The 24,261-nt window shown below is 65.6% G+C and carries 23 protein-coding genes; 11 read left to right on the forward strand and 12 right to left on the reverse strand.

The features are described from left to right. Window positions 1–79: 79 nt before the first annotated feature. The 7 genes from V7Q53_RS14020 to V7Q53_RS14050 form a co-directional block, all read right to left on the reverse strand. Window positions 80–460: a cupin domain-containing protein gene (locus tag V7Q53_RS14020; protein ID WP_333829234.1), complete on the reverse strand. Its 381-nt coding sequence runs from the start codon at window positions 458–460 to the stop codon at window positions 80–82. Window positions 461–466: 6 nt separating this feature from the next. Next, on the reverse strand, window positions 467–940 hold the full coding sequence (locus V7Q53_RS14025) for a PaaI family thioesterase (RefSeq protein WP_333829235.1): 474 nt from the start codon (window positions 938–940) through the stop codon (window positions 467–469). 137 nt (window positions 941–1,077) lie between these two features. After that, a complete protein-coding gene (locus V7Q53_RS14030) occupies window positions 1,078–1,236 on the reverse strand; it encodes a DUF3309 family protein (RefSeq protein WP_333829236.1) in 159 nt (52 codons plus the stop codon). 84 nt (window positions 1,237–1,320) lie between these two features. Next, a complete protein-coding gene (locus V7Q53_RS14035; protein WP_333829237.1) occupies window positions 1,321–2,562 on the reverse strand; it encodes an OpgC family protein in 1,242 nt (413 codons plus the stop codon). A 55-nt stretch (window positions 2,563–2,617) separates the two neighbouring features. Continuing rightward, the gene (gene mdoH, locus V7Q53_RS14040) at window positions 2,618–4,396 is read right to left on the reverse strand and encodes a glucans biosynthesis glucosyltransferase MdoH (protein ID WP_333829238.1); all 1,779 of its coding nucleotides are present in this window, start codon (window positions 4,394–4,396) and stop codon (window positions 2,618–2,620) included. Window positions 4,397–4,419: 23 nt separating this feature from the next. Continuing rightward, on the reverse strand, window positions 4,420–4,614 hold the full coding sequence (locus V7Q53_RS14045; protein ID WP_333829239.1) for a hypothetical protein: 195 nt from the start codon (window positions 4,612–4,614) through the stop codon (window positions 4,420–4,422). Continuing rightward, window positions 4,611–6,191 carry a glucan biosynthesis protein gene (locus V7Q53_RS14050; RefSeq protein ID WP_333829240.1) on the reverse strand — a complete coding sequence of 527 codons (1,581 nt, stop codon included), beginning with the start codon at window positions 6,189–6,191 and terminating at the stop codon, window positions 4,611–4,613. Before V7Q53_RS14050 ends, V7Q53_RS14045 begins: the two co-directional genes overlap by 4 nt. A 485-nt stretch (window positions 6,192–6,676) precedes the next feature. Here V7Q53_RS14050 and V7Q53_RS14055 point away from each other — a divergent pair, with 485 nt between their 5' ends. From V7Q53_RS14055 to V7Q53_RS14065, 3 genes are all read left to right on the forward strand, one after another. Next, window positions 6,677–7,165 carry a DUF892 family protein gene (locus V7Q53_RS14055; protein WP_333829241.1) on the forward strand — a complete coding sequence of 163 codons (489 nt, stop codon included), beginning with the start codon at window positions 6,677–6,679 and terminating at the stop codon, window positions 7,163–7,165. Window positions 7,166–7,348: 183 nt separating this feature from the next. Beyond that, the gene (locus V7Q53_RS14060; protein ID WP_333829242.1) at window positions 7,349–7,777 is read left to right on the forward strand and encodes a PRC-barrel domain-containing protein; all 429 of its coding nucleotides are present in this window, start codon (window positions 7,349–7,351) and stop codon (window positions 7,775–7,777) included. Between the two features lie 141 nt (window positions 7,778–7,918). Further along, window positions 7,919–8,551, forward strand: coding sequence for a hypothetical protein (locus V7Q53_RS14065; protein ID WP_333829243.1), 633 nt, complete (start codon window positions 7,919–7,921; stop codon window positions 8,549–8,551). Here V7Q53_RS14065 and V7Q53_RS14070 read toward each other — a convergent pair whose 3' ends face one another. From V7Q53_RS14070 to V7Q53_RS14090, 5 genes are all read right to left on the reverse strand, one after another. After that, window positions 8,552–9,484 carry an SDR family oxidoreductase gene (locus V7Q53_RS14070; protein WP_333829244.1) on the reverse strand — a complete coding sequence of 311 codons (933 nt, stop codon included), beginning with the start codon at window positions 9,482–9,484 and terminating at the stop codon, window positions 8,552–8,554. An 80-nt stretch (window positions 9,485–9,564) separates the two neighbouring features. Continuing rightward, a complete protein-coding gene (locus V7Q53_RS14075; protein ID WP_333829245.1) occupies window positions 9,565–10,377 on the reverse strand; it encodes a ChaN family lipoprotein in 813 nt (270 codons plus the stop codon). After that, window positions 10,374–12,125, reverse strand: coding sequence for an ABC transporter ATP-binding protein/permease (locus tag V7Q53_RS14080; protein ID WP_333829246.1), 1,752 nt, complete (start codon window positions 12,123–12,125; stop codon window positions 10,374–10,376). Before V7Q53_RS14080 ends, V7Q53_RS14075 begins: the two co-directional genes overlap by 4 nt. Window positions 12,126–12,128: 3 nt before the next feature. Then, window positions 12,129–14,411: a TonB-dependent hemoglobin/transferrin/lactoferrin family receptor gene (locus V7Q53_RS14085; protein WP_333829247.1), complete on the reverse strand. Its 2,283-nt coding sequence runs from the start codon at window positions 14,409–14,411 to the stop codon at window positions 12,129–12,131. A 124-nt stretch (window positions 14,412–14,535) separates the two neighbouring features. Then, on the reverse strand, window positions 14,536–15,633 hold the full coding sequence (locus V7Q53_RS14090) for a siderophore-interacting protein (protein ID WP_333829248.1): 1,098 nt from the start codon (window positions 15,631–15,633) through the stop codon (window positions 14,536–14,538). 189 nt (window positions 15,634–15,822) lie between these two features. Between V7Q53_RS14090 and V7Q53_RS14095 the strand changes: the two genes are divergently transcribed. The 8 genes from V7Q53_RS14095 (at window position 15,823) to V7Q53_RS14130 (ending at window position 24,258) form a co-directional block, all read left to right on the forward strand. Further along, the gene (locus V7Q53_RS14095) at window positions 15,823–16,191 is read left to right on the forward strand and encodes a winged helix-turn-helix domain-containing protein (RefSeq protein WP_333829249.1); all 369 of its coding nucleotides are present in this window, start codon (window positions 15,823–15,825) and stop codon (window positions 16,189–16,191) included. A 12-nt stretch (window positions 16,192–16,203) separates the two neighbouring features. Next, the gene (locus tag V7Q53_RS14100) at window positions 16,204–17,088 is read left to right on the forward strand and encodes a LysR family transcriptional regulator (RefSeq protein WP_333829250.1); all 885 of its coding nucleotides are present in this window, start codon (window positions 16,204–16,206) and stop codon (window positions 17,086–17,088) included. Between the two features lie 119 nt (window positions 17,089–17,207). After that, complete coding sequence (locus V7Q53_RS14105; RefSeq protein WP_333829251.1) at window positions 17,208–18,257, forward strand: LacI family DNA-binding transcriptional regulator; 1,050 nt, start codon at window positions 17,208–17,210, stop codon at window positions 18,255–18,257. Next, window positions 18,254–19,558 carry a xylose isomerase gene (gene xylA / locus V7Q53_RS14110; protein WP_333829252.1) on the forward strand — a complete coding sequence of 435 codons (1,305 nt, stop codon included), beginning with the start codon at window positions 18,254–18,256 and terminating at the stop codon, window positions 19,556–19,558. Before V7Q53_RS14105 ends, xylA begins: the two co-directional genes overlap by 4 nt. 15 nt (window positions 19,559–19,573) lie before the next feature. Next, window positions 19,574–20,626: a sugar phosphate isomerase/epimerase family protein gene (locus V7Q53_RS14115; protein WP_333829253.1), complete on the forward strand. Its 1,053-nt coding sequence runs from the start codon at window positions 19,574–19,576 to the stop codon at window positions 20,624–20,626. Between the two features lie 3 nt (window positions 20,627–20,629). Further along, the gene (locus V7Q53_RS14120) at window positions 20,630–21,769 is read left to right on the forward strand and encodes a Gfo/Idh/MocA family protein (protein WP_333829254.1); all 1,140 of its coding nucleotides are present in this window, start codon (window positions 20,630–20,632) and stop codon (window positions 21,767–21,769) included. Continuing rightward, window positions 21,766–23,271, forward strand: coding sequence for a sugar ABC transporter ATP-binding protein (locus V7Q53_RS14125; RefSeq protein WP_333829255.1), 1,506 nt, complete (start codon window positions 21,766–21,768; stop codon window positions 23,269–23,271). Before V7Q53_RS14120 ends, V7Q53_RS14125 begins: the two co-directional genes overlap by 4 nt. After that, window positions 23,272–24,258, forward strand: a complete 987-nt coding sequence (locus V7Q53_RS14130; RefSeq protein WP_333829256.1) for an ABC transporter permease — start codon at window positions 23,272–23,274, stop codon at window positions 24,256–24,258. The last annotated feature ends 3 nt before the right edge of the window (window positions 24,259–24,261 follow it).

Consider the following 24,261-nt stretch of genomic DNA (forward strand, 5'->3'; position numbering starts at 1 on the left):
GTTTGGGGCGGGCATGATGATACCTCCTTCTCAGGCTTCTTTGCGGTCAGTGAACCCGCTTTCCGGGGCCATGGCAACGTCAGACAGCGGGAGGGCGCAGGGTGACCGGGTGCCGGTCGCCCGCCGTATCAGGCGCTGAGAACAGCAGCAGGCGCAGGTCTTCCGCGCCACTGTTCTCAACCAGATGCGCCACGCCGGGCGGCACATCGACGGCATCACCGGGCAGGGCTGTCACGCTCTGGCCGGGCAGGCGGATCGTCAGCGCGCCCGCCAGCACATAGAATATCTGATGCGCGCGGTGGTGGCGGTGGGCGGTCTCGGCGGTGGCGGGTGGCAGACGCTCTTCGCGCAGCGATAGTTCCGGGTGCAGGACCAGCCGCCAGCCGTCACAGCCCTCGCCCCAGGGGTAATGGTTGTCATCGCTGGCGCGGGTGGGGATTGGCATGGTGGGAATGAACATGGCGCTTCAGCCCTCGGCGGGGGCGTCAGGGCTGTCATGCATGCAGATCAGGGTCTGCATGCCGGTGGCGACATGCTTCCTTTCCCCACCGCTTACAGCCCAGACATCAAGCTGGCAGACGGTCAGGGTGCGGCCGGACCTGATCACCCGCCCGGTGGCCTCAAGCCAGTCGCCGCGCGCCGGGGCGATCAGGTTCAGCTTGAACTCCACCGTCAGGACCGAGCTGCCTTCAGGGAAAAGCGTGAAACCGGCATAGCCGCCCGCACTGTCGGCAATGGCCGAGGTGCTCCCCGCGTGGAAGAAGCCATGTTGCTGGGTCAGCTCCGGGCGGAAAGGCAGGCGCAAAGTGACCAGCCCTTCGCAAACCTGCGTCATCTGAGCGCCCAGATGCGCCATAAGCCCCTGCCGGGCAAAACTGGCGCGGGTGCGGGCCTCGGTTTGCGGGTCTACGGGTCTTTCTGTGGGTTTTGCGGTCTGCATCGGGTTCCTCCACTCTGCTCAACGCCAGTATTGCGCGTCAGCGGGTGAAGGTCGCCTGAGAAATTCTCAATCGTCGGAAAAAGAAAAGCCGGGGGCGCCGCCCGGAACTGCGAGCGCCCCCGTGCCGTCAGAAACTGTCAGATACGGCCGGTCAACAGCAGGATCAGGATGATCACCACGATCAGACCAACACCGCCGGACGGGCCATAGCCCCAGCCCCGCGAATAACCCCATGTCGGCAGAGAGCCGATGAGGGCCAGAATCAGGATAATAAGAAGAATGGTACCGAGGGGCATGATGTCGCTCCAGATGTGCAAGTTACCGGAGATAACGCGGGCGCGGGCAATACGTTCCCGGAAATGTGATCAGCCGTTTCCTTCTCAGGGCCGGTCGGCAACCGAGCGGGGAAGCGGCGGGGCGGCGGGGCTGTTTACCGCAGCTTTCTCTGGCGCCTCGGCGGCCATCAGCGGCACCGGCTGGCGCGCGTCACGCGGCGAGGGGCGGGGCTTCAGCCGGTCTTTGAGCGCGGCAAAGGCCAGTTGCAGCAGGATCCCACCCAGAATGATGGCCGCGTCGATGGCAAAGGAGGGGGTGTTGCCCCCCAGCGTCCACAGCTCCCGCAGGGCGCGGGCCACGAAGGACAGGATCGTTCCCAGCGCAAAGACCGCCAGCGCCTGACGGCCCATGACCGCCAGCGCCCAGAACGCAACCCCGCCAGCCCTTGCCCGGAACCACGGCCAGACGCTGATCAGATAGGCAAGCGCCAGAACATGCAGCAGGCGGGGCACCTCAAGATGGCCCTTGTCGAAATGCGTGATCAGCCGGGGCGCACCCTGCCGCGACAGCCAGACCATGCCGGTATTCAGAAACTCCCGCACCGCAGGCACCTTCACCCACAAGAGCGCCATCACCACATAGACCGCCGCCAGCGCCACCAGCACCGGATGCACGGGCACCAGCCGCGCCCCGTCTTTCAGCCGCAGGCCGATCAGCAGGCCAAGCATGAACAGCAACTGCCAGGCCAGCGGGTTCAGGAACCAGCCGTTCATGCCCGGATAGGTCAGCAGGTTCACCCGCGTCACCCCCGCCAGCACCCACAGCCCCACCGACAACGCCAGCACCCACATCGGGCGGCGCAGGCCCAGCCAGAGGGCGGCGGGGGCGGCCAGCAGGAACAGCACATAGAGCGGCAGAATGTTCACATAGCCGAACTGGTGCAGCATCGTCGGCAGGCCGATGTAAACGCCCAGCGGGTCCTGATAGAGCGGGCGGAAGTTGTCCTGCAGCATCATCTGCGCGCTGCCGCTCCAGCGGGCCATGGAGGCGACGATGGCAAGCGCCACCATCGAGATCAGCAGATGCACCAGATACAGCGTCCAGGCCCGGCTCCAGACCTTTGACACACCCGGCCACCAGGGCGGCGCGCTGAACCGGCGCCCATAGGCCAGCGCGGCCGAGACGCCGGCCAGCAGCACAAAGGCCTCTGCCGCGTCCGAAAAGCCGAAATTGCGGCTGGTCAGCCGCTCAAACAAAGTGCCGGGAACATGGTTGATGAAGATCATCACCAAGGCCAGCCCGCGCACCACGTCTATGCGGTGATCACGCGCTGGCGCGGACGGCATGGCCGGTACAGGGGCCGCAGACTGGGACGGGAACGGTTTTTTTGCCATGGGAGTTTCAGGCCGCAGCCACCGCCTGATCAGGGGTGGCCTGCGCCTGCCAGCGGGCCAGAATGGCATCATGCAGCGCCAGAATCGCCGGGATGCGGCCCTCTTCCGGCGTGGCGAAAAGCCCCGTCAGCCGCGCGGGCCGCGAGGTCAGGGTAATCACCACCGGGGCCAGTATCATGGGCAGCAGCACCGGCAGCAGCCAAGGCATCTGCTCGGGCACCGCCTGCCACGCGAACAGGAACGCAACCACCCCCGCCACCGTAATGAACCGCGAGGCCGACCATGCCTCGGCCAGCGACATCTGCCCGTCCCCGCGCGCATTCGTCGGCCAGCCGCCATCCTGCCCGGCCAGAATCTGCACCAGCGAGCGGACCTGATAGGCCATCAGCACCGGCGCCAGAATGGCGCTGAGCAGAAGTTCGGTCAGAACCGAGATCAGCGCCGCCCCCGCCCCGCCATGCAACCGGGTGCGCGCGGTCACCATGGCCTCAAGCGTGACCAGCAGCTTGGGCAGCAGCAGCAGGCCGACAATGCCCAGCAACAGGCCGATCGCGCGCCCGCTTGCGTCAATCGGCAGGACGGGCAGAAAACCGATGCGCTCATGATAGATCGCCACAACGCCGGGGAAATAATCGGGCGCTGATTGCCACAGTCCGGCCAGAACCGCCGCAATAAGAAAGGTCGCCCAGAAACCGGACGACAGATAGCTCAGAATCCCCTGAACAAAGATCGCCCGGCTCCAGAACCGCAGGCCCTGCGTGCGCAGCAGGCGGGCGTGTTGCAGATTGCCCTGACACCAGCGCCGGTCACGCCGCGCATGCGCGACCACATTCTCAGGCGCCTCTTCATACGAGCCGCCCAGATCAGGATCGACCCGCACGGTCCAGCCTGCGCGCGCCAGCAGCGCTGCTTCGACATAATCATGGCTCAGGATATGCCCGCCCGATGGGGGGCGCCCCGGCAGGTCAGGCAGGCCGCAGCTTGCGGCAAAGGCGGGCAGGCGCACCAGCGCGTTATGGCCCCAATAGGGGCCGGTGCGGCCCTGAAGCCGCGCAAGACCCCGGGTAAAGACCGGGCCATGAAACGCGGCGGCAAACTGCATCGCGCGGCCAAACAGCGACTGCGCCCGCACCACGCGCGGCAGGCTTTGCAACAGCGCCAGATCGGGCGTGGCCTCCATCCGGCGGATCATGGTCAGAATCGTGCCCGCATCCATCAGGCTGTCGGCGTCAAGCACCAGCGCGAAATCCCATGCCGCACCCGAGCGGCGGACAAATTCGCCGATATTTCCCGCCTTTCGCCCGGTATTCTGGGTGCGGCGGCGATAGAATATCCGCCCGCCGGTGCCGTTCACCTCGGCCAGCAATCGTTCCAGCGCATCCTCTTCGGCGCGGGCACCCTCGGCGCTTCCGGTGTCCGAGAGGATGGCAAAATCAATCGCTGCCGGGGCGCCGACAAGCTGGCGGTGCATCGCGGCCACGCGGGCGAAGGTGATCAGCGCATCTTCGTTGCAGATCGGCACAAGCACGACAGTGCGCGCGGTGATCACCGCAACCTCGGCCTTCGGGCGGCGCAGGGGCGGCAGGCCAAGAATACCCAGCACCGCGCCCCAGGCCAGCCATGCCGTTGAGATACCCAGCAAAACCGCGGCGAGCCAGAACCAGTGGCTCAGCCGCGTCAGGGCCGCGTATTGGATGAAAAGCAGTGCCGCCGTAAAGCCCGCAGCCAGCACCAGCACCACCGCCAGCGCGCGCAGGCCAACGACCCCCGCACCTTCGGGGGCCACCTGTGCGCCATCGGGCTGGGCGTTCAGAGCCGCACCGTGGGCTGTGACCGCAACAATTGCCTGACCGGCACAAGCCAGGCGATGCGGGCGGGCGACAGGTTTTGAACGGGCATGGCCATCGGGGCTTCGGGCAATGCAAAGCAAGGCCCGGAAATCGCCTGCGCGTCAACCGCCTGCGCGTTGGCTGCCAGATCTGCGGGGTCCGTCAGAATACTCAAGGCTTCCTCCACTGGAAGGTCCAGATTTCGCTCAGCTTGCGGCCGCTTCCTGCGACATGGGCGTTGATCTCGACCAGCGCACCCGAGTCGGCGGCAATATCGATCGCAAGGCGCCAGCGCTCGGCATGAGGCAGCTTCGACAGAACGACCACATCAGCCGTCCCGCCGCTGACATTAACGACCGGAGTGATGTCCTGGTTCCCTTCCGGTGTACGTCCCAGAAGGCCCCCTTGAAAATCAATGACAAATTTTCGTGTGTCCGGCGGGTTGGAAAGGCCCGCCGCGCCGCCGACCCCGGCAGAGGTATCGGCAACCCATGCCAGATCCGACCCCGGATCAGGGTCAAGGCGGCCCCAGTGCAGGCGATAGGCGAACTCGTGCAGCTCGCCGGGAACGACCGGCGCATCGGGCACCCAGAAGGCGCCGATATTATCATGCACCTCCAGCTCGGTGGGGATTTCAAAGAGCCGCACCTTGCCGCTGCCCCAGTCGCCCATCGGCTCCACATCCAGCGAAGGGCGCAGATCATAGCGCGCGCCCGCATCCTCGAAATCCTCAAAACGGCGGCTGCGCTGGTGCAGGCCAAAGCGGCGCGGGCGGGTTTCGGCGAAATAAGAGGTTGCCAGCACGTCAGGGTTGTTGAGCGCGCGCCAGATCACATCGCCATCGGCCCGCTCGATGCGCAGCCCGTCGGAATCATGCACCTGCGGGCGGTAATCATCAAAGCGCGAGCGGTTGATGCCGCCGAACATGAACATCGACACCAGCGGCGCAATGCCCAGCTGCGTCACGGCACCGCGGAAGAACAGCCGCGCCGTCACCTCCATCACCGTGGTCGGCCCGGGGCGGATGACGAACTGCCACGCGCCGGTAACGCGCGCGCTGTCCATCGCCGCCCAGACGGTAACCTGCGTCGCACCGGGCGCGGGGCGTTCAACCCAGAATTCCGAGAAGCGCGGGAATTCTTCCGGCATCGGCAGGGCCGAATCAATCGCCAGCCCCCGCGCCGAAAGCCCGTAGCGGTTGCCCAGCCCCAGTGCGCGGAAATAGCTGGCCCCCAGGAATGAGGCCACCTCGTCCTGAAGATCCGCGCGGTTGAGCGGCCAGGTCAGCTTGAAACCCGCCACACCCGGCAGCGAGAAATCTTCCGGTATGTCAACCGACAGCCCCGCGCGGTACTCGAAATCACGGGCACTGAACGACAGCGGCCGCGCAGCGCCCTCATGAACCTCATGCAGGCGTACAGGCCGGTCAAACAGCCAGCCGGTATGAAAGGCCTGAAGCTGCCAGCCGGGCATCTCGCCCGCAAAGACCGCGCGGTCCGGGCGGAATGCAATGCGCTGGTAGTCATCATAGTCAAGCTGGGCAAGCAGCGCGTCCTGCTCCGGAGGGGCAGGATCGTCGGTGCTGGCGCGCTCGCGGGCGGCTTCGGTCAGCGCGTCAAAGCTGAAAGGCACGGCCTCGGCCTCCTCAGCCCAGAGCGGCGAAACCGCGGCAAGCACAGCGAGAACTGAGCCGCTGGCGAGCAACGCACGGCGGGTCAGAACCATGGGGGTGGCAGATGAAAGAATGGGCATTTGAATCGGTTTCACACGGTTAAGTTGGTGACATTCAACGCATATCATACGCTACCCTTCCGCCCGCTGCCATGCTGCACATGCATTCGCACCCCTCAACGTGATCACACCCGCGGGTTCTTGCCGATGCCCCGCGCAGGAAATGGGCATTCGCCGGGGTTTCCGGCGCTTTGTTCGGCAGAGGGTTGGCGCGGCCAGCCGGGGCCGGGCAGCGAGGGGGCCGCGCCGGGCCGGTGATTCACGCAATGATTCCAGCATCTAACACAAGGATTTCGGGCACTTTTCACCCGCCACCTCTGCCCCCATGCTCCTGCCAGACCCCACCGGCGGGAAACCGCGCGGGCGCCACCCCCCACCGGCCCCGGTGCCGCTTTTTGCAGCATTCCTCCCCCGCACCGCCGCATGCAGGGGTGGAACCGGGGGGCGGGCGGCGGCGTTGCGATGATGCCAAGACAGTTGAAACCTACCTACGCAAGGAATGCATCATGGACACCCTGAAAGACGTCTATCTGGACCAGCTCAAAGACCTTCACAGTGCCAACACCCAGGCCCGCGAGGCGACGCGTGCGCTGGCCAAGGCTGCCAGCGATGACGGTTTGCGCAAAGCGCTTGAGGCTGGTGTGGACGGCATCGAGGATGGTTGCGGCAAGCTTGAGAAAATGCTGGCCGCGCATGGCAAGGATGCCAAGGGCGAGCATTGCAAGGGGATGGAGGGCCTTGTCCGCGAAGCCCGCGCCCATGCCCTGAAGGAAGACTTCGGCGCTGATGCCGTGCGCGATGCGGTGATCATCACCCAGTACCAGCGCATGGCCCATTACGCGATTGCCGGCTATGGCTGCGCGGCGGCCTTTGCCAGCCAGCTTGGGCTCGAGGATGAGTCCGCGACCCTGCACAAGATGCTGGATGCCGCCTATTCCGGCGACGAATCCATGACCGAACTGGCCAAGTCCGGCATCAACGCCGCCGCCGCCTGAAGCAGGCCCGGACCCTGAACACGCAAAGGCCGCCAACGAAATCTGGCGGCCTTTTCTGTTTCATACACCCAGCCGCGCCGCCCCCGAAAAAGACCAGCCGGTTTCCGCCAATAACGCGCCTGCGCAGGGAACATCCCTCCGCCCCATCCGTTGTGTCTTTGCATGAACGAGAGGAGACCACTCATGACCAATACGTTCAATTCGAACCCCCGCGCCCCCGTCGGCAGCGGTGTCCCCGGTACTGTTGCAGGTGACGACGCGTCGATCGACGAAACCCATCGCCTGATCGCGTCGAACAAGGTTGAAGGCACCGCTGTCTACAGCCCCGACGGCGAGAAAATCGGCAGTGTTTACAACTTCATGGTCGACAAGATTTCCGGCAAGGTTTCCTATGCCGTGATGTCTTTCGGCGGCTTTCTGGGGATCGGCGAAAGCTACCACCCGCTGCCCTGGGATACACTGAAGTATGAGCCGAACTATGGCGGCTATGTCGCCAATGTGACGCGTGAGCAGCTCGAAGGCGCCCCGCAGTATGGTCGCAATGATGAGCCGTGGGGCGACCCAGAATATGGCCGCCGCATCTATGGCCATTACGGGCTTCCCTACGCCTGATACGCCTGGCCACATCTGGCCACATCTGGCGATACCAAGGATGGCGGTGCCCCCCGGGGCCCGCCATTCCCTTTTCCATGAAAGGGCACCCCTTTTGCAGCGCACCGAACCCCGCAGGGCCCCCTCGGACGGGCGGCAGCCATGATTGACTGGATAGTGAACAATCATACGCTGATTGCAGCCATGTCCAGTTTTGGCACCCTCGTCATCTGGACAATCTATCTGCACATCTTCCTGCAAAGCCACCGCCGCCAGCGCAAACCCATGCTGGTGATCAACCGGGGTGAGGCGCAGGATCTCACCGGGCGCTGCCTTGTCACCAACATGAGCCAGGAGGCGGTGTATATCCACAGTGTCGTGGTCGATCTCTGGGTCGAAGGCACGCGCCACCGGGCCTTCATCACCGATGCCGAAGACATCCGCTCGACCGACGACGCCAAGGGCTGGGCCAAGCTGACACGGCAAGGCCCGCTCCAACCCGGCACCATGGTCGATATGGGCGCGTTCGGGAGCATTCTGAACTATCTCGTGTGGACCTTGGATGAGGGGCAGAGCTTTGCCGCCTCCCGCCTCGCCAAGACCGCGACGGCCTGCGAAATCAGCATTCTGGGCATCTACGGCTCGGAATATCTGTTGATCGGCGCGGTCCGGCGGTTCCGGCTGGAGCCGAAGGGCGACACGGTCTCGCTGAAGGCCGAGGCGGCAGAGACCAGGCAGATCACCTCTGGCAGGGAACGGCGGCAGCTGTCGGCAGAGCTGGCGCGCGAGCTGTGATCAGGCCTCAGCCGCCTGTTCGGCAAGCAGAGTCGCCGCCAGCCCCGCCCGGTAATCAGGATAGCGCAGGGTGACCCCCAGCTCCTGTTTCATCCGGGTGTTGCGCAGGCGTTTGCACTCCCGGTAGAAATGCGCGGCGACGGGCGGCAGCCCGGCCTCTTCAAAGGGCACGGCAGGCGGCACCGGCAGGCCCAGCAGCGCGGCGGCATGGGCCAGCACGGCATCGGCAGGGGCGGGCAGGTCATCGGCAAGGTGGAAAACCGGCCCCGCGCCGGGGCGCGCCATGCCCGCCTCAAGCGCAGTGGCGATATCCTCGACATGGATGCGGTTGAACACCTGCCCCGCCTTGATGATCCGCTTCGCATTGCCCGCGCGCAGCCGGGCAAAGGGTGAGCGGCCCGGGCCATAGATGCCGGGCAGGCGGAAAACCTGCACCGCGACGGCATTTCCGGCGCCAAAATCCAGCCATTCCTGTTCCGCCGCCAGCCGCCAGCGGTTTGCCTGTGTCAGCGGCGCGGGCGGGTGCCCCTCATCAATCCACTCGCCGCCGGTATCGCCATAAACCCCTGTGGTGGATAACAGGCCCACCCATTTCAGCGCACCCGCCCCGGCCAGCAGGGCGCGGTGGTGGCGCAAAACGCCATCCCCCTGCGCACCCCCCTGCGAACCGGGCGGGATGGAGATCAGCAGATCGGTGACATCAGCGAACAGCGCCGCGTCCAGCGGGGCACTGCCGTCAAAGACATGGCCGGTGATGCCGCTGTCCGACAGGGCGCGGGCGCGGGCCGGGCTTGTGGCGGTGCCACTGACCCACCCGCCCTGCGCCAGCACCCGCCGCGCCACATAACCCGCGCTGTAGCCGCAGCCAAAGCAGAACAGATGCCGCGCTGCATGCTCTTCGCGCAGGGGGTCTGCAGGGGGTGCGGTGGTCATCCGGTTTCTCCGTCAAAAGGGCAGGGTTCTGCATCAGCCACAATTGGCCCGCGCCGCGCTTCGCGCAAGGGCCGGAATGCTCACACCCGGGCTGGCGGCGCGCCCTCCATGGGAAAGAGCGCGTCAGCCATGCCCGGTTGCACCGCCCGCCCCGCATCATACGGCAGCAGCACCATTGCATCCGCGATACCCAGGTCGGCCAGCTGCGCCGGGGTGCCGCCGCGATATTCCAGATGCCCGCGCCCGATGATGCCCACCACCAGCGGCGGATTGACCCGCGCGCGGGCCTGCGCGATGCGGCAGGCAAAGGCGCGGTCCCAGACCTGCTGGGCGCGTACGAAGCGGTCAAAGGCCGGGTCATCGGGGCTCTTGGCGGCGCGGTCAGGGCGCGGCCCGCCGGTGATATCGAACAGGAAGCGGCGGTATTCAGGCGTGGCGGGGCAGGCGGGTGTCAGCCCCTCGCGCGCATCCTCCGGCACCGCTTCCCAGCCGCCCGCACCCACCTCGCGCACCAGATCACGGCGGCAGTTCAGGCCCAGCATCTCAACCCCATGCGCCCGGCAGAAGTGGAAGAGCGGCATGTAAAGCGCCGCGTCAAAGCCCCAGACCGTGCCCCATTCGGCACGCTCCAGAAACGCCGCCTCATCCAGCCGCCCGGCCACCCATTCGGCCAGCACCGGGTCCAGCCGCGCCGGGAACATCTCAAACCCCATGGCAATATGGTCATGATGCGCCAGAAGCCCCGCCGCGGTGTGCATCTGCCAGCGGTGGTTATCGGCGCGGTCATGGCTTTCGCCCAGCAGCACCACAGGCGCACGGGCGGCGCGGGTCATCATGGCGGCATGGGGCAGGGTGGTGCCGGTATCGGGCAGAAGCCACGGGCGGGCGGTCATGCGGTTTTCCTTTCCTCGGGTTCAACCTTGTCTTCGGATTCATCGTCTTCGGGTTCACCATGCTCTGATAGCGACAGCCTGCGATGGGCACCCAGCGCCAGCGGCGGGCGGTGCGCCACGCACAGGATAGCCGCCCGGGGCAGCTCGGCACGCAGAAGGCCCAGCAAGTCGGTTTCGGCACCGGCGTCAAGCGCGCTGGTGGCTTCATCCAGAATCAGCCAGTCCGGGCGAAGCAGCAGAACGCGCGCCAGCGCCAGCCGCTGCCGCTCACCGATCGACAGGCCCTGCAACGCGGCGGGGCCTTCCTGCGCGGGCAGGCGGTGGCCAAGGCCCACGCGCAGCAGCAGGGCCTCCAGCGTGGCGCGGTCATACTCAGCGGGGTCATGCGGATAGGTGAGGGTGGGCAGTATCCCCTCAGCGAACGACACCGGCACCTGCGGCAGCGCCAGAACCGGCGCATCGGGCAGTTCCAGCACGCCCGTGCCAAACGGCCAGACCCCGCGCAACGCCGACAGGAAGGTCGATTTCCCGCGCCCCGATGCCCCCGAAAGCCACAGGGTTTCGCCGGGCGACAGGGTGAAATCCGGCACGCCCTCCAGCGCGCGGCCCTGCGGGGTGTAAAGCTGCACACCGCGCGCGCGCAGAATGCCATCGGTGGCGGTGCGGCGCTCCAGCGTGCTTGGGGCATCGGGCAGGGGTGCGGGGTTGCCGGCGGCTGCGAAAAGGCCATCCAGACGCTCGGACACCGCCACGAAACCCGCCAGACCGCGGTATTGAAAGATGAACCAGCTCAGCGCGGTGGCGACGTTGGAGAAAGCCAACGCAAGCTGCATCAGCCCGCCCAATGTCACCGCCCCACCGAAATAGGCAGGCAGGGCCAGAAAGGTGGGAATGCGCAGCACCGTCTGCTGATAGGGGCGGGTGAACAGCCCCAGCACCAGTTCGCGCGTGATCAGGCGCTTCCAGTTTTCCTTGAGCGCCGCGAACCGCGCGCCGGTGCGTCGCAGCTCCGCGGCCTCACCGCCCGCCTGCGCGATCTGGTCGGCCTGATCGCGGATCTGCACCAGCGCGTGGCGGAAATCGGCCTCTCGCCGTTCTTGTGCGAAGGCGAGGTTTTTCAGCGGCTTGCCCAGAGCATGAGTGAGAAGGCTGGACAGAAACACATAAAGAAACGCCGCCCATACCATGTAGCGCGGAATGGTCAGGTCAACGCCGCCAAGCGTCAGTGACAGCGGGAAATGCGACAGACTCCAGAGCACGCTGAGAAAGGTCACCAGCGACACCACGCGCGAAATCAGATCGAGCGTGAATTGCAGAAAGTCCTCGATGAACTTTGCGCAATCCTCGGCGATGCGCTGATCGGGGTTTTCCAGCGGGGCGGGCGACAGGCCGGGGCGCAGATACCAATAGGCCTTGCCATTGACCCAGAGGTCCAGCGCCCGGCCCGTCAGCTTTTCGCGCCATGCAATCAGCAGGTGCTTGCGCAGCCATTGTGCGGCCAGCCATGAACCCGCCGACAGCGCGGTCAGCCAGCCGAACACGCCGATCTGCACCAGCGCTGCCGTGGCGTCGAACTGCTCCAGCGCGTCATAGAACGCCTTTTGCCAGTTGATCATCTGGACCGTCACCCAGACGCCCGCAAACTGCAACGACAGCACCAGCAGATACAGCCCGATGCCCCGCCACGCCCCGGGGCCTTGGGCGGCCAGCAAAGCCAGCCGCCCGATCCGCGCAAGGATCACCCGCATTGCCTAGAACCGCGTTTGCAGGGCAACCGTGAACACACGCCCCGGCCCGGTGTGCAGGTCCAGCGGGTTCTGCCGGGCAACGGCCGGGCTTGGCGTGGTGGTCACACCGATGGCCGAGGGCTGGTAGTAACGGGTGTCGAACACATTGGTGATGCCGAAGTTGATGCTGGCCATCTCGGTCACATCCCAGCGCGCATACAGGTCCAGCAGCGCATAACCGCCGGGGCGGAAGCCGGTGTCGGACGCGGTGCGCGAAGCAGACGAGGCGAAGCGGCTGAACGCATCCAGCGTCAGGTTGCGCTCAGGAATGGCATAGCTCACGCCGACAACGCCGCTGAAGGGCAACAGGTCTGCCGGGGTTCTGGCCGCGCCCGCCGTCAGCACCTGCGTGCCGCGCTGGAAGGCAAGGCTGCCGGTGGCGGTCAGCCGGTCGTTGATGGCCCATTCGCCTGATGCCTCAATCCCCCAGACATCACGCGATTCGATGTTGCGATAGGTGTATTGGCTGGTGCCGGGCGGGTTGTAGAAACTCTGGATGAAGTCCGTGTAGCGCGCGCGGTAAACGCTGATCCCCATGCTGCCCTGCGCGAACTGGCCGCGCAGGCCCAGCTCGGCACTGCGCACATGTTCCGGGCGCAGATCAGGCGCCGGGATCAGGTCAAAGGACGTACCAGGCAGCGAGGTGTAAAGCTGCTGCGCGGTGGGCATCTTGAAACCCTGTCCGATGTTTCCCCAGACCGACCACTGATTGTTGATCCGCCATGTCGCCGCCAGCGAGCCCAGAAGCGCGCTGTCGCTGCGCCGCACCGGCTCCAGCCCCGGCACCGGGATGTAATCGGCATTCGGGCGCGGGTCGATCTGGTAGGTGGCATAGCGCAGGCCCGGAACCAGCTCGAACGCGCCACCGGCGAAGGTGATGCGGTCCTGGATATAAAGGTCAGCGCGCCTTGTGGTGGAATTGGCAAAGTTGAAGCCCCCGGCGCGGGTTTCGGTCTCAACCCCCGTGGTCAGGTTGGTGACGCGGTCAATGCGCTCATAATCGCTCTCGGCGCGGTCGCCGTCAAAACCGAAGATCAGCTCATGCTCGGTGCTGCCGATGGCAAAGCGGCGGGTGCCCTGCAGATCAACCTCAAAGAAATCCTCGGAATAGTTGAGGTAGTCGCGGGTGATCAGGTTATCGCCCGTGGCCGAGGTGGAGCGGCGCACGCCCGAGCGGGCATAGGAATGCGGGGTAAAGCTGACGGTCGCGCGCAACTCATCCAGCAGCCCGTTGGCCGGGGTCCAGGAGTAGTCCAGCGCATAGCGCTGCCGCTCGATATCAAGGCGGCGGTCATAGGCGTGGTTGATCTCGCCGGTCGGGTTGCCCAGCGTGTTGAAGACCGGCCCCAGCACCTGATTGAACTGCACATCGGTGCGCCTGCGCATCGCATCGGCGGAGAAGGTCAGCCGGTGCTCGGTGGTGGGGCGCCATTCCAGTTTGAACAACCCGCGCTCGGAATCCACGCGCGTGGGGTCAAATTCGTTGCAGGGCGTTGCGCCGTAATCAAGGTTGCGCAGGCAGCCGCCGTGGATGTCGCTGTAAAGCCCGCCATTTTCGCGCGCCCGTGACAGGCGGGGTTCGCGCGCCTGCATGCGGGAATAGCCCACCAGCACCGCCAGATTGTCGGAAAAGCGCTGCGCAAAGGTGACGGCGGCATTGTTCTCGCGGGTGAAACTGTCATGGCCAATACGCGCCGTGCCGCCGCGCTGGCGGCCCTCAAGCACATCTTCGGGGTCGATGGTGCGCAGCGCAACCACACCCCCCAGCGCATCCGCCCCCCACAGGACCGAGCCGGGGCCGCGCACCACTTCGGCCTGCCGGGTAAAGTTCAGGTCCAGATAATCGCGCGTGCCATCGGTGATCCGCTCCGCCACGCGCGAGCCATCGACCAGCATCAGCACCCGGTTGCCGCCGACGCCGCGCATGCTGAAGCCGTCAAAATCGTTGAACGGCTGGGCGGCGTTGATCTGGCGGTTGACGGTCAGGCCCGGCACATAGCGCGTCAGTTGCTGCATGTCCGAGATGCCCTGCGCCTCGATATCGTCGCCGTCGATGACGGTGACGGTGGCGGGCACATCCTCGACCGCGCGGGGCAGACGGGTGGCGAAATAGGTGATCCGCCCCAGCAGCCCGCCGGTTGCGGGGGCTGTATCGGGCACCGTCTGGGCCGTCAGGGGGGCGGGAAGCAGGGCGATACTGGCAGCGGTTACAAGCAGAACCGCACGCCCGTTTTGCAACAGGGGCATGACATACTCCGTGATCGGCCCGAAGGCCGTGATGTGAGGGGGGTGCTTGCGGTTGGCTGGCAGAACGGCGCCCGGCAGGGCGGGGCCGTCAGGGTTCAGTGGGCAGCAAACCGTCTGGCAGCGGTCAGCCGGGCGGGCTTTCGTCACGGGCAAGGTGCCAGTAGGCGGTCACCTGTGTCTCATGCCGGGAAAGGCCGCGCAGATCGTGCAGCAGGGTGCGGGCGCGGTCAGCCTGCCCCTTTTCAGCGGCAAACCACACAAGGCGACTGGCTTGCCCCGCACGTGCGGGCTGCGCATCACTCCCGGTGCCCTCAGGCAATTCCAGATCGCTCAGCGCCGCGCAAAGCGTATCGCCCGCGCCCCGGTCCAGCCAGTGCAGGCGCATGCCCGGCGGGTGGTCCAGCGCCTGCTGATCAGCCGGGTCGCACAGGATACAGGCCGCGCCCCGCGTGTTACGGGGCAGCGCCGCAAGGTGGCGCGCAATCGCGGGCAAGGCGGTTTCATCCCCGAAAAGCGCAATCCATTCCGGGTTCCCCAGCGCACGTCCCGCCGGGCCCATCAGCCCCACGGCATCACCGCGCGCGGCCTGCGCCGTCCAGTCGGTCACACGCCCACCCTCGTGCAGGAAGATATCCACATCGGCCCAACCCGCCCGGGCATCCAGCGCGCGGAAGGTATAGACCGGGCGGTGCAGCGCATCCGCGCCTTCCGGCCACAGCGTGCGCCCGTCATCGCCGGTGCGCGGCCAGACCGGGGCGCGCCCGCGCGGCGGCAGCAGCAGGCGGAAATGCAGCGCATCGGGGCCAAAGCGCGCCAGATCGGCACTGTGCAGGCGCATCCGGCGGAAATTCGGTGAAATCTGGCGGATGCTTTCAACCTGCGCCAATATCAGGTTCGGCGGGCGGCGTTCGTCCCAAAGGCGGTCCCAGACGGGCGAGATGGTGGCGCCGCGCCGCTCCAGCGCCCGCAGCAGGAACTGCTGCAACAGGTACAGCCCCTGTTCGCCCTGCGCGCGCAGAACAATCGCCAGCCCGCCGTTCTCAGGGCCCATTTCCGCCGTGGCGCCGCCCAGTGTCAGCACCATCTGCGCGCCGCTGCGCCGATGCTCGAGCGACAGGCTCACCGCCGCGTCCGTCAGCAGATCCTGCAGCGCAGCCGCCTCCACGCCCGCCACGAAACCGCGCAGCACAGCGACCGGGGAAATGGGTTCGATCTTGGACATCGGGGGTCTCCATCGTCACGAGAGCCAGAGAAACAGGGTATCTGGCGCGCAGGGCGGCTGGAGTGGCGCTTATCTGACATCTTTAGTCGGGTATTTCAATCACAAAATTGCGATCCGCGCACCGATGATGCCTACCAACCGCATGACTGATCGCTTGCGCATCGCACCGGCGCGCGTAACTATGCCGCCATGGCCCCTGAAACCCCGCCCCCCCTGCTGCGCATCCGCATCGTCTTTGGCGAAAGCGGCATGATCGGCCCCGGCAAGGCCGAGCTGCTGGAACGGATCGCGCGCTGCGGTTCCATCGCCGCCGCCGGGCGCGAGATGGGGATGAGCTATAAGCGCGCCTGGCAACTGGTGGAGACGATGAATGCCATGTTCCGCCATCCGGTGGTGGAAAGCACGCGCGGCGGGCCGGGGGGTGGCGGCGCGGTGCTGACCGAAACGGGACAGCAGGTGCTCACCCTCTACCGCGCGTTTGAGGTCAGCGCGGCACAGGCGGGCACCCCGCAGCTGACAGCGCTGAGCGCGATGCTTGCGCCTGACAGCCAGAAATAGCGGGCCGCCACCATGCTTGAAAAACTGGAGATGTTCATCGCCGTCGCCCGTGAGGAACATTTTGGCCGGGCGGCGGCCAGTCTGGGCATCACCCAGCCCTCGCTTTCCAACGGCATCAAGCAGCTTGAGGAACAGTTGGGTGTGCAACTGATCTTTCGCGGCTCACGCTTTGGCGGGCTGACGCCGGAGGGGCAGAGCGCGCTGGTCTGGGCGCGCCGCATCGTCGGTGACTCGCGCCAGTTGAAAGAGGAGATGCGTTTCACCCGCCACGGCCTGTCCGGCCGGTTGCGCCTTGCCGCCATTCCCACCGGGCTGACATGGGCCGCAAGGCTGGCCGCGCGGTTCAGCGCCAAGAACCCCAATGTGCGGCTGACCATCCTGTCGCGCACCTCCATCGAGATCCTGTCGATGCTCGATAATCTCGATATCGACGCGGGCATTTCATACCTTGATAACGAACCCATGGGCCGCGTCAGCACCGAGCCGCTTTATGAAGAGAAATACATGCTGGTCTGCGCCGCCGCCTCAGCCTTTGCCGCGCGCGACAATATCGGCTGGCATGAGCTGCAGGGCCAGCGCCTTTGCCTGCTGACGCCGGACATGCAGAACCGCCGGATCATCAACCGCAACTTCGCGGATGCCAGCGTCACGCCTGAGACATGGGTTGAATCCAACTCCACCGTGGTGCTGATGGCGATGGTCGCTGCGGGAGGCTGGATGACCGTGCTGCCTGAAGACAGCGCGCGCTTTCTGGCCAGCGGCAAGCCCGTCGCCACCATCCCGCTGGCGGGCTCGGCGCTGCCGCACCGGGTGGGCCTTGTCGCGCCCTGGCGTGAGCCGCACACCCCGGTGCTGGAGGCCCTGCTGCGCGAGGCGCGGCAGATGTCCACCCCCTGAGCACCCCCTGAGAAACCCCTGAACAGCCCGCCCGCCGCCAGAAATGATAGACGTCTGTCAGAAAAATGATTGACGTCTATCATCGCTTTCTGTCATCTGGCGACAGGGGGAGAATCGGCATGCGAAAACCAACGCTGCACGATGTGGCCAAGGCCGCGGGCGTCAGCTACGCGACTGCTGACCGTGTGCTGAACGCCCGGGGCGGGGTGGCGGAGAAATCGACGCTGCGTGTCCAGAAAGCCATCGAAGATCTGGGTTATGAGCGCGATCTGCACGCCGCCAACCTGTCACGCGGGCGCATCTATCATTTCCGTTTCGTGCTGCCCAAGGGCGACCACAGCTTCTTCCGGGCGCTGCGCGGTGCCGTCGAGGCCGAGCAGGTTCTGGCCCGCGCTGACCGGGTGATGATCACCATAGACGAATTTCCCGCGCTGGATTCCGATGCGCTGGCCGATCTGCTGGCGGCTGACGGGCCGGAGTGTGACTGCATCGCCGTTGTCGCCACCGAGTCCCCCCGCGTCACCACCGCCATCAACGCCCTGATCGAGCGCGGCACGGCCGTGGTGACGCTGGTGGGTGACGCCGCGCCAGAGGCCCGCGCGGCCTATGTCGGCATCAACAATGTCATGGCCGGGCGCACGGCGGGGCGGCTGTTGCGCATGGCCCATGTCGCGCGGCCCGGGCTGGTGCTGCCCATCGTCGGCGCACTCAGCGCGCGCGATCACCGCGAACGGCTAGAAGGGGTTCTGGCCGTGCTGGGCGAAGCGGGGCACGCGGTCACCGCGCTGCCCGCCATCTCATCGCATGACCGCCCTGACCTGATGCGCGACCGGCTGACTGCGGCACTGGCCGCCCACCCCGATATCACCGGCATCTATTCCATCGGCGCGGGCAACCGTGGCCTGATCGAGGTGCTGGCGCGCATGCCCGCGCCGCGCCCCTTCGTCGTCATGCATGAACTGACACCGACCACGCGCGGCGGGCTTGAAAGCGGGCTGGTGGATGCCGTGATCGACCAGAAACCGGCGCAGGGCGTGGCACTGGCCATTGACGTGATGAAGGCCATTGCCGCCGGGCGCGACTGGCGCGACCCGGCGCGCGACATCACGCCGACCATCTTCCTCAGGGACAATCTGCCGGACACCGGCAACGCAGGAGACATGACGTGAGCGGCTATTTCAGCGACATTGCACCCGTCCGGTATGACCCAGAAGCCACCGGGCTGGCCTTCCGCCATTACAACCCCGATGAAGTGGTTCTGGGCAAGCGGATGGAAGACCATCTGCGCTTTGCCGTGGCCTATTGGCACAGTTTCTGCTGGGAAGGCGGCGACCCTTTTGGCGGCCAGACCTTTGATCGCCCATGGTTCCCCGCTGACACCATGGCCCTTGCCGAAGCCCGCGCCGACGCCGCATTTGATTTCTTCCGCATTCTTGGTGCGCCCTATTACTGCTTCCATGACCATGATGTCCGCCCCGAAGGCGCCAGCCTGCGGGAGAGCCGCGACCGCCTGAACCGGATTGCCGATGTCTTCGAGGGCAAGATGGCTGACGGCGGGCCGAAACTGCTTTGGGGCACGGCCAACCTGTTCTCGAACCGCCGCTACATGGCCGGTGCCGCCACCAACCCGGACCCCGATATCTTCGCCTATTCCGCCGCCACCGTGCGCGCGGTGCTGGAAGTCACCCACCGGCTGAACGGCGAGAACTACGTGCTGTGGGGCGGGCGTGAGGGGTATGAGACACTCCTCAACACCGACCTGAAGCAGGAACGCCTTCAGGCCGGGCGCTTCCTGTCGATGGTGGTGGAGCACAAGCACAGGATCGGCTTCAACGGCACCATCCTGATCGAGCCAAAGCCGCAAGAACCCACCAAGCACCAGTATGACTACGATGTCGCCACGGTTTACGGCTTCCTCAAGGATTTCGGGCTTGAGGGTGAGGTGAAGGTCAATATCGAACAGGGCCACGCCATTCTGGCCGGGCATTCGTTCGAACATGAGCTGGCGCTGGCGGCGTCACTGGGCATTCTGGGTTCGATCGACATGAACCGCAATGATTACCAGTCCGGCTGGGACACCGACCAGTTTCCCAACAACACCCCCGAGGCGGCGCTGGCCTACTATGAGATCCTGCGCGCCGGGGGCTTTACCACCGGCGGCACGAATTTCGATGCCAAGCTGCGCCGCCAGTCGCTGGATGCCGAAGATCTGGTGGCAGCGCATGTCGGCGCGATGGATATCTGCGCGCGCGGGCTGAAGGCCGCCGCGAAAATGCTGGAAGATGACAGGCTGGAGGCGCTGCGCCGCGCCCGTTATGCGGGCTGGGAACGCCCCGATGCGCAGGCGATGCTGGCCGATGGCGCCAGCCTCGCCGCCATCGCCGATGATGCCGAAGCGCGGGGGATCAACCCGCAGCCGGTGTCAGGGCGGCAGGAAATTCTGGAAAACCTCGTCAACCGCTACGTCTGAAAGGGAGGAAAGACCATGAAAACCATCAAGGGACCGGCCCTGTTTCTGGCCCAGTTCGCGGGTGACGACGCCCCGTTCAACAGCTGGGACAGCATCACCAAATGGGCCGCCGATTGCGGCTACAAGGGTGTGCAGGTGCCGTCATGGGACGGCCGCCTGATCGACCTCGCCCGCGCCGCTGAAAGCAAGGACTATTGCGACGAGTTCAAGGGCGTGGCGGCGGCCAACGGGGTTGAGGTGACAGAGCTGTCCACCCATCTTCAGGGCCAGCTTGTCGCCGTCCATCCGGCCTATGACGAGGCGTTTGACGGCTTCGCCGTGCCCGAAGTGCGCGGCAACCCCAAGGCGCGGCAGGAATGGGCGGTCGATCAGGTCAAAAAGGCGCTCAGCGCCTCGCGCAACATGGGCATCAATGCGCATGCCACGTTCTCGGGCGCGCTCGCATGGCCCTTTGTCTACCCCTGGCCGCAACGCCCCGCCGGGCTGGTGGAAACCGCCTTTGACGAGCTGGCGAAGCGCTGGTTGCCGATTTTGAACCATGCCGAGGAATGCGGCGTGGATGTCTGCTATGAAATCCACCCCGGCGAAGACCTGCACGATGGCGTCAGCTATGAGATGTTCCTTGAGCGCACGGGCAACCACGCGCGGGCCAACATGCTCTATGACCCGTCGCATTATGTGCTCCAATGCCTTGATTACCTTGACAATATCGACATCTACAAAGACCGCATCCGCATGTTCCACGTAAAGGATGCCGAATTCAACCCGACCGGGCGGCAGGGCGTTTACGGCGGTTTTCAAAGCTGGGTGAACCGGGCCGGGCGTTTCCGCAGCCTTGGCGACGGGCAGGTGGATTTCGGCGCGGTGTTTTCCAAGATGGCCGCCAATGATTTTGACGGCTGGGCGGTCGTCGAATGGGAATGTGCGCTCAAGCATCCTGAGGACGGCGCGCGCGAGGGGGCGGAATTTGTCAACGCCCATATCATCCGCGTCACCGAGAAAGCCTTTGATGATTTCGCGGGCGGCGGCACCGATGAGGCCGCCAACCGCCGCATGCTGGGGATATAAACCATGGCACCTATCAGGCTGGGAATGGTCGGCGGCGGCAAGGATGCGTTTATCGGCGGTGTCCACCGGATTGCCGCGCGCATTGATGGTCAGTTCGATCTGGTGGCGGGGGCGCTGTCCTCCACCCCAGAACGGTCGGCTGAAAGCGGCGCAGCGCTGGGGCTGGCGCCTGACCGCTGCTACGGCAACTATGAGGAAATGGCCGAGGCCGAGGCGGCGCGCCCGGATGGCATTCAGGCGGTTTCCATCGTCACCCCCAATCACATGCACGCAGGCCCCGCGATGGCGTTTCTCAAGCGCGGCATCCATGTGATCTGCGACAAACCCCTGACCGCCACGATGGAGCAGGCCGAGGAACTGGCAGAGGTGATCCGCGCCGCCAAAGCCCTGTTCATCCTCACGCATAATTACACGGGCTACCCGATGATCCGGCAGGCGCGTGAGATGGTCGCGGCGGGTGATCTGGGCACCATCCGCGTGGTGCAGGTGGAATATCCGCAGGACTGGCTGACGGTGGCGGCGGAAGAAACCGGCACCAACAAGCAGGCCGAATGGCGCACTGACCCGGCGCGCTCTGGCGCGGGGGGCTCCATCGGCGATATCGGTACGCATGCGCATAATCTGGCGTGTTTCGTCACCGGCCTTCAGGTCGAAACCCTTGCCGCCGATCTGCAAAGCTTCGTCCCCGGGCGGCGGGTGGATGACAACGCGCATATCCTGCTGCGCTTTGAGGGCGGCGCGCGTGGCATGCTGTGGTCCAGTCAGGTGGCGCCGGGCAATGAGAACGGCTTGCGCCTTCGGGTTTATGGCGAAACCGGCGGGCTGGAATGGGCGCAGGAAGACCCGAATTACCTGTGGTTCACGCCCTTCGGCCAGCCCAAACGCCTGCTGACACGCGCGGGGGCGGGGGCCATCGGTGCCGCGAATGACGTCAGCCGCACGCCCGGCGGGCACCCTGAGGGCTATCTGGAGGGGTTTGCGAATATCTACACCGGCGCCGCCGCCGCCATCCGCGCCGCTGAGGCCGGGGAAGAGCCTGACCTGTCGCTGCTGCCGGGGCTGGAGGCGGGGCTGAACGGCATGCGCTTCATCGCTGCCGCCATCCGCTCGTCGCAATCCGATGCCGCATGGGTCGCGCTGTGACCCAGCCGGTCCTCGCCCTCTCCGGCGTCAGCCGCAGTTTCGGCCCCATCGAGGTGCTGCACAGCGTCGATATCGCTTTGCAGCCGGGGCGGGTGCATGCGCTGATCGGCGAGAACGGGGCGGGCAAATCGACCACAATGAAGATCATGGCGGGCTACCAGCCCGCCAGTTCCGGCACCATCCTGCTCAACGGCCAGCCCGCCACCTTCGCCACCATGGGCGAGGCCGAGGCGCAGGGCATTTCGATGATCCATCAGGAATTCAACCTTGCCGAACATCTGAGCGTTGAACAGAACATCTTTCTGGGCCGTGAGCTGAAACGCTACGGGTTGCTGAACAAACCCGCAATGCGCGCCCGCACCCGCGCGCTGCTGGAGCGCCTGCAATGCACCGTCTCGCCTGACCGGCTGATTTCCTCGCTGTCAAACTCAGACAAGCAGATGGTGGAAATCGCCAAGGCCCTCTTGCGCGACACTTCTGTGCTGATCATGGACGAACCCACCGCCGTTCTGACCCGCACCGAAACCGCTGTCCTGCTTGATCAGGTGCGCGCGCTGCGCGACCACGGCACCGCCGTTCTGTTCACTTCGCACAAGCTGGATGAGGTCAAGGCGATTGCCGATGATCTGACCATCATGCGCGACGGCACGGTGGTGTGGTCCGGCCCCGCCAGCGAACTGGACGAGGGCCAGATGGCCGAGGCGATGGTGGGGCGCGAGATGTCCACCCTCTACCCGCCCAAGGACGGCACGCCCGGCGCGGTGGTGCTTGAGGTGGCGGGCCTGTCGGTGCCCGGCTATGCCGAAGACATCAGCTTTTCGCTGCGCAAGGGCGAGATACTGGGCGTGGCGGGCCTGATCGGCGCGGGGCGCACCGAAACATTCGAGGGGCTGGCCGGGCTGCGCCCCGCACAGGGCGCGGTAAAGATCAAAGGTCAGGCCGTCACCATCCGCGACCCGCGCGATGCGCTGGATCTGGGGCTGGCCTATCTGACCGAAGACCGCAAAACGCGCGGCCTGCTGCTGCAAAAGGGCATGCGCGAGAACCTGACGCTTCAGGCGCTGCGCCAGTTCTCGCGCTGGCTGGTAGACAAACGCGCCGAGGAACGCGCGCTCGATACCGCCGTGGCCGAGTTCGACATCCGCGGCAGCCGCTCGGTCATTGTCGGCAGCCTGTCAGGCGGGAACCAGCAGAAACTGCTCTTCGCCAAGACCATGCTGTCAGACCCCGACATTCTGGTGATCGACGAGCCGACACGCGGCATCGACATCGGCACCAAGCAGCAGATGTATCAGTTCATCCGCAAACTCGCTGCTGAGGGCCGCGCGATCATCGTCATCTCGTCCGAAATGCAGGAGGTGATCGGCCTGTCTGACCGGGTGCTGGTGATGCGGCGCGGGCGGATCGCCGGGGAACTGGCCGGAGACACTTTGACCGAGGACGCCATTGTGCGCCTTGCCATGGGGGTCGGCGCAAGCGCCCCCGTTAGGGAGACAGCCTGAATGAGCATAGCGGCAGCTTTTCCGCGCAAAATCCAGATGAGCGTGATCGGCCCGGTGCTGGCGCTGGTCATCCTTGTGGTCATCGGCGCCATGCTGAACCCCAACTTCCTGAGCGCGGGCAACATCTCGAACGTGCTGTCCCGCTCGGCCTTCATCGGCATCATCGCGGTGGGCATGACCTTTGTCATCACCGCCGGCGGGCTGGATCTGTCGGTGGGCTCCATGGCAGCCTTTGTCGCCGGGCTGATGATTCTGGTGATGAACACCGCGCTGCCCACGCTGGGGGTGGGTGTGCCCATCGTGCTGCTGGGGATGGCCGTGGCCATTCTGGCGGGGATCACGGCGGGGTTGCTCAACGGCCTTCTGATCACCAGGCTGGGGATAGAGGCGTTCATCGTCACGCTGGGTTCCATGGGGATCTATCGCAGCCTCGTCACCTGGCTGGCCGATGGCGGTACCCTCAGCCTGAATTTCACGCTGCGCACCTTCTATCAGCCGGTCTATTACGGCGGGCTGTGGGGGATATCATGGCCGATCATCGTGTTCGCGCTGGTGGTCATTCTGGGTGAGATTCTGATGCGCTCCACGCCCTTTGGCCGCCACTGCGCCGCCATCGGCTCCAACGATCAGGTGGCGCGCTATTCATCCGTGCGCGTGGCGCGGGTGCGGCTGCTCACCTATGTCATGCTGGGCCTTCTGGTTGGCATAGCGACCATCATGTATGTGCCGCGCCTTGGCTCGGCCTCATCCGCGACGGGCCTTTTGTGGGAGCTTGAGGCCATCGCCGCCGTCATCGTCGGCGGCACCATGCTCAAGGGCGGCTTCGGCCGCGTCTGGGGCACGGTGGTGGGTGTGCTGATCCTGACACTGATCGGCAACATCCTGAACCTTACCGATTTCGTATCGCCTTACCTGAATGGTGCCATTCAGGGGGCAATCATCGTTCTCGCTGTTGTTTTGCAGCGGGGAAGAAAGCCGGATCAATGATCC

The organism is Pararhodobacter sp. (assembly GCF_036802785.1).
In the GTDB taxonomy this organism is placed as follows: Bacteria; Pseudomonadota; Alphaproteobacteria; order Rhodobacterales; family Rhodobacteraceae; genus Pararhodobacter.

What these genes read in the sequence shown, in the direction of transcription:
- V7Q53_RS14020 (WP_333829234.1), bottom strand. Translation starts at nt 460, where the DNA reads ATGTTCATTCCCACCATGCCAATCCCCACCCGCGCCAGCGATGACAAC.
- V7Q53_RS14025 (WP_333829235.1), bottom strand. Translation starts at nt 940, where the DNA reads ATGCAGACCGCAAAACCCACAGAAAGACCCGTAGACCCGCAAACCGAG.
- V7Q53_RS14030 (WP_333829236.1), bottom strand. Translation starts at nt 1,236, where the DNA reads ATGCCCCTCGGTACCATTCTTCTTATTATCCTGATTCTGGCCCTCATC.
- V7Q53_RS14035 (WP_333829237.1), bottom strand. Translation starts at nt 2,562, where the DNA reads ATGCCGTCCGCGCCAGCGCGTGATCACCGCATAGACGTGGTGCGCGGG.
- V7Q53_RS14050 (WP_333829240.1), bottom strand. Translation starts at nt 6,191, where the DNA reads ATGCCCATTCTTTCATCTGCCACCCCCATGGTTCTGACCCGCCGTGCG.
- V7Q53_RS14055 (WP_333829241.1), top strand. Translation starts at nt 6,677, where the DNA reads ATGGACACCCTGAAAGACGTCTATCTGGACCAGCTCAAAGACCTTCAC.
- V7Q53_RS14060 (WP_333829242.1), top strand. Translation starts at nt 7,349, where the DNA reads ATGACCAATACGTTCAATTCGAACCCCCGCGCCCCCGTCGGCAGCGGT.
- V7Q53_RS14065 (WP_333829243.1), top strand. Translation starts at nt 7,919, where the DNA reads ATGATTGACTGGATAGTGAACAATCATACGCTGATTGCAGCCATGTCC.
- V7Q53_RS14070 (WP_333829244.1), bottom strand. Translation starts at nt 9,484, where the DNA reads ATGACCACCGCACCCCCTGCAGACCCCCTGCGCGAAGAGCATGCAGCG.
- V7Q53_RS14075 (WP_333829245.1), bottom strand. Translation starts at nt 10,377, where the DNA reads ATGACCGCCCGCCCGTGGCTTCTGCCCGATACCGGCACCACCCTGCCC.
- V7Q53_RS14080 (WP_333829246.1), bottom strand. Translation starts at nt 12,125, where the DNA reads ATGCGGGTGATCCTTGCGCGGATCGGGCGGCTGGCTTTGCTGGCCGCC.
- V7Q53_RS14085 (WP_333829247.1), bottom strand. Translation starts at nt 14,411, where the DNA reads ATGCCCCTGTTGCAAAACGGGCGTGCGGTTCTGCTTGTAACCGCTGCC.
- V7Q53_RS14090 (WP_333829248.1), bottom strand. Translation starts at nt 15,633, where the DNA reads ATGTCCAAGATCGAACCCATTTCCCCGGTCGCTGTGCTGCGCGGTTTC.
- V7Q53_RS14095 (WP_333829249.1), top strand. Translation starts at nt 15,823, where the DNA reads ATGGCCCCTGAAACCCCGCCCCCCCTGCTGCGCATCCGCATCGTCTTT.
- V7Q53_RS14100 (WP_333829250.1), top strand. Translation starts at nt 16,204, where the DNA reads ATGCTTGAAAAACTGGAGATGTTCATCGCCGTCGCCCGTGAGGAACAT.
- V7Q53_RS14105 (WP_333829251.1), top strand. Translation starts at nt 17,208, where the DNA reads ATGCGAAAACCAACGCTGCACGATGTGGCCAAGGCCGCGGGCGTCAGC.
- V7Q53_RS14115 (WP_333829253.1), top strand. Translation starts at nt 19,574, where the DNA reads ATGAAAACCATCAAGGGACCGGCCCTGTTTCTGGCCCAGTTCGCGGGT.
- V7Q53_RS14120 (WP_333829254.1), top strand. Translation starts at nt 20,630, where the DNA reads ATGGCACCTATCAGGCTGGGAATGGTCGGCGGCGGCAAGGATGCGTTT.
- V7Q53_RS14130 (WP_333829256.1), top strand. Translation starts at nt 23,272, where the DNA reads ATGAGCATAGCGGCAGCTTTTCCGCGCAAAATCCAGATGAGCGTGATC.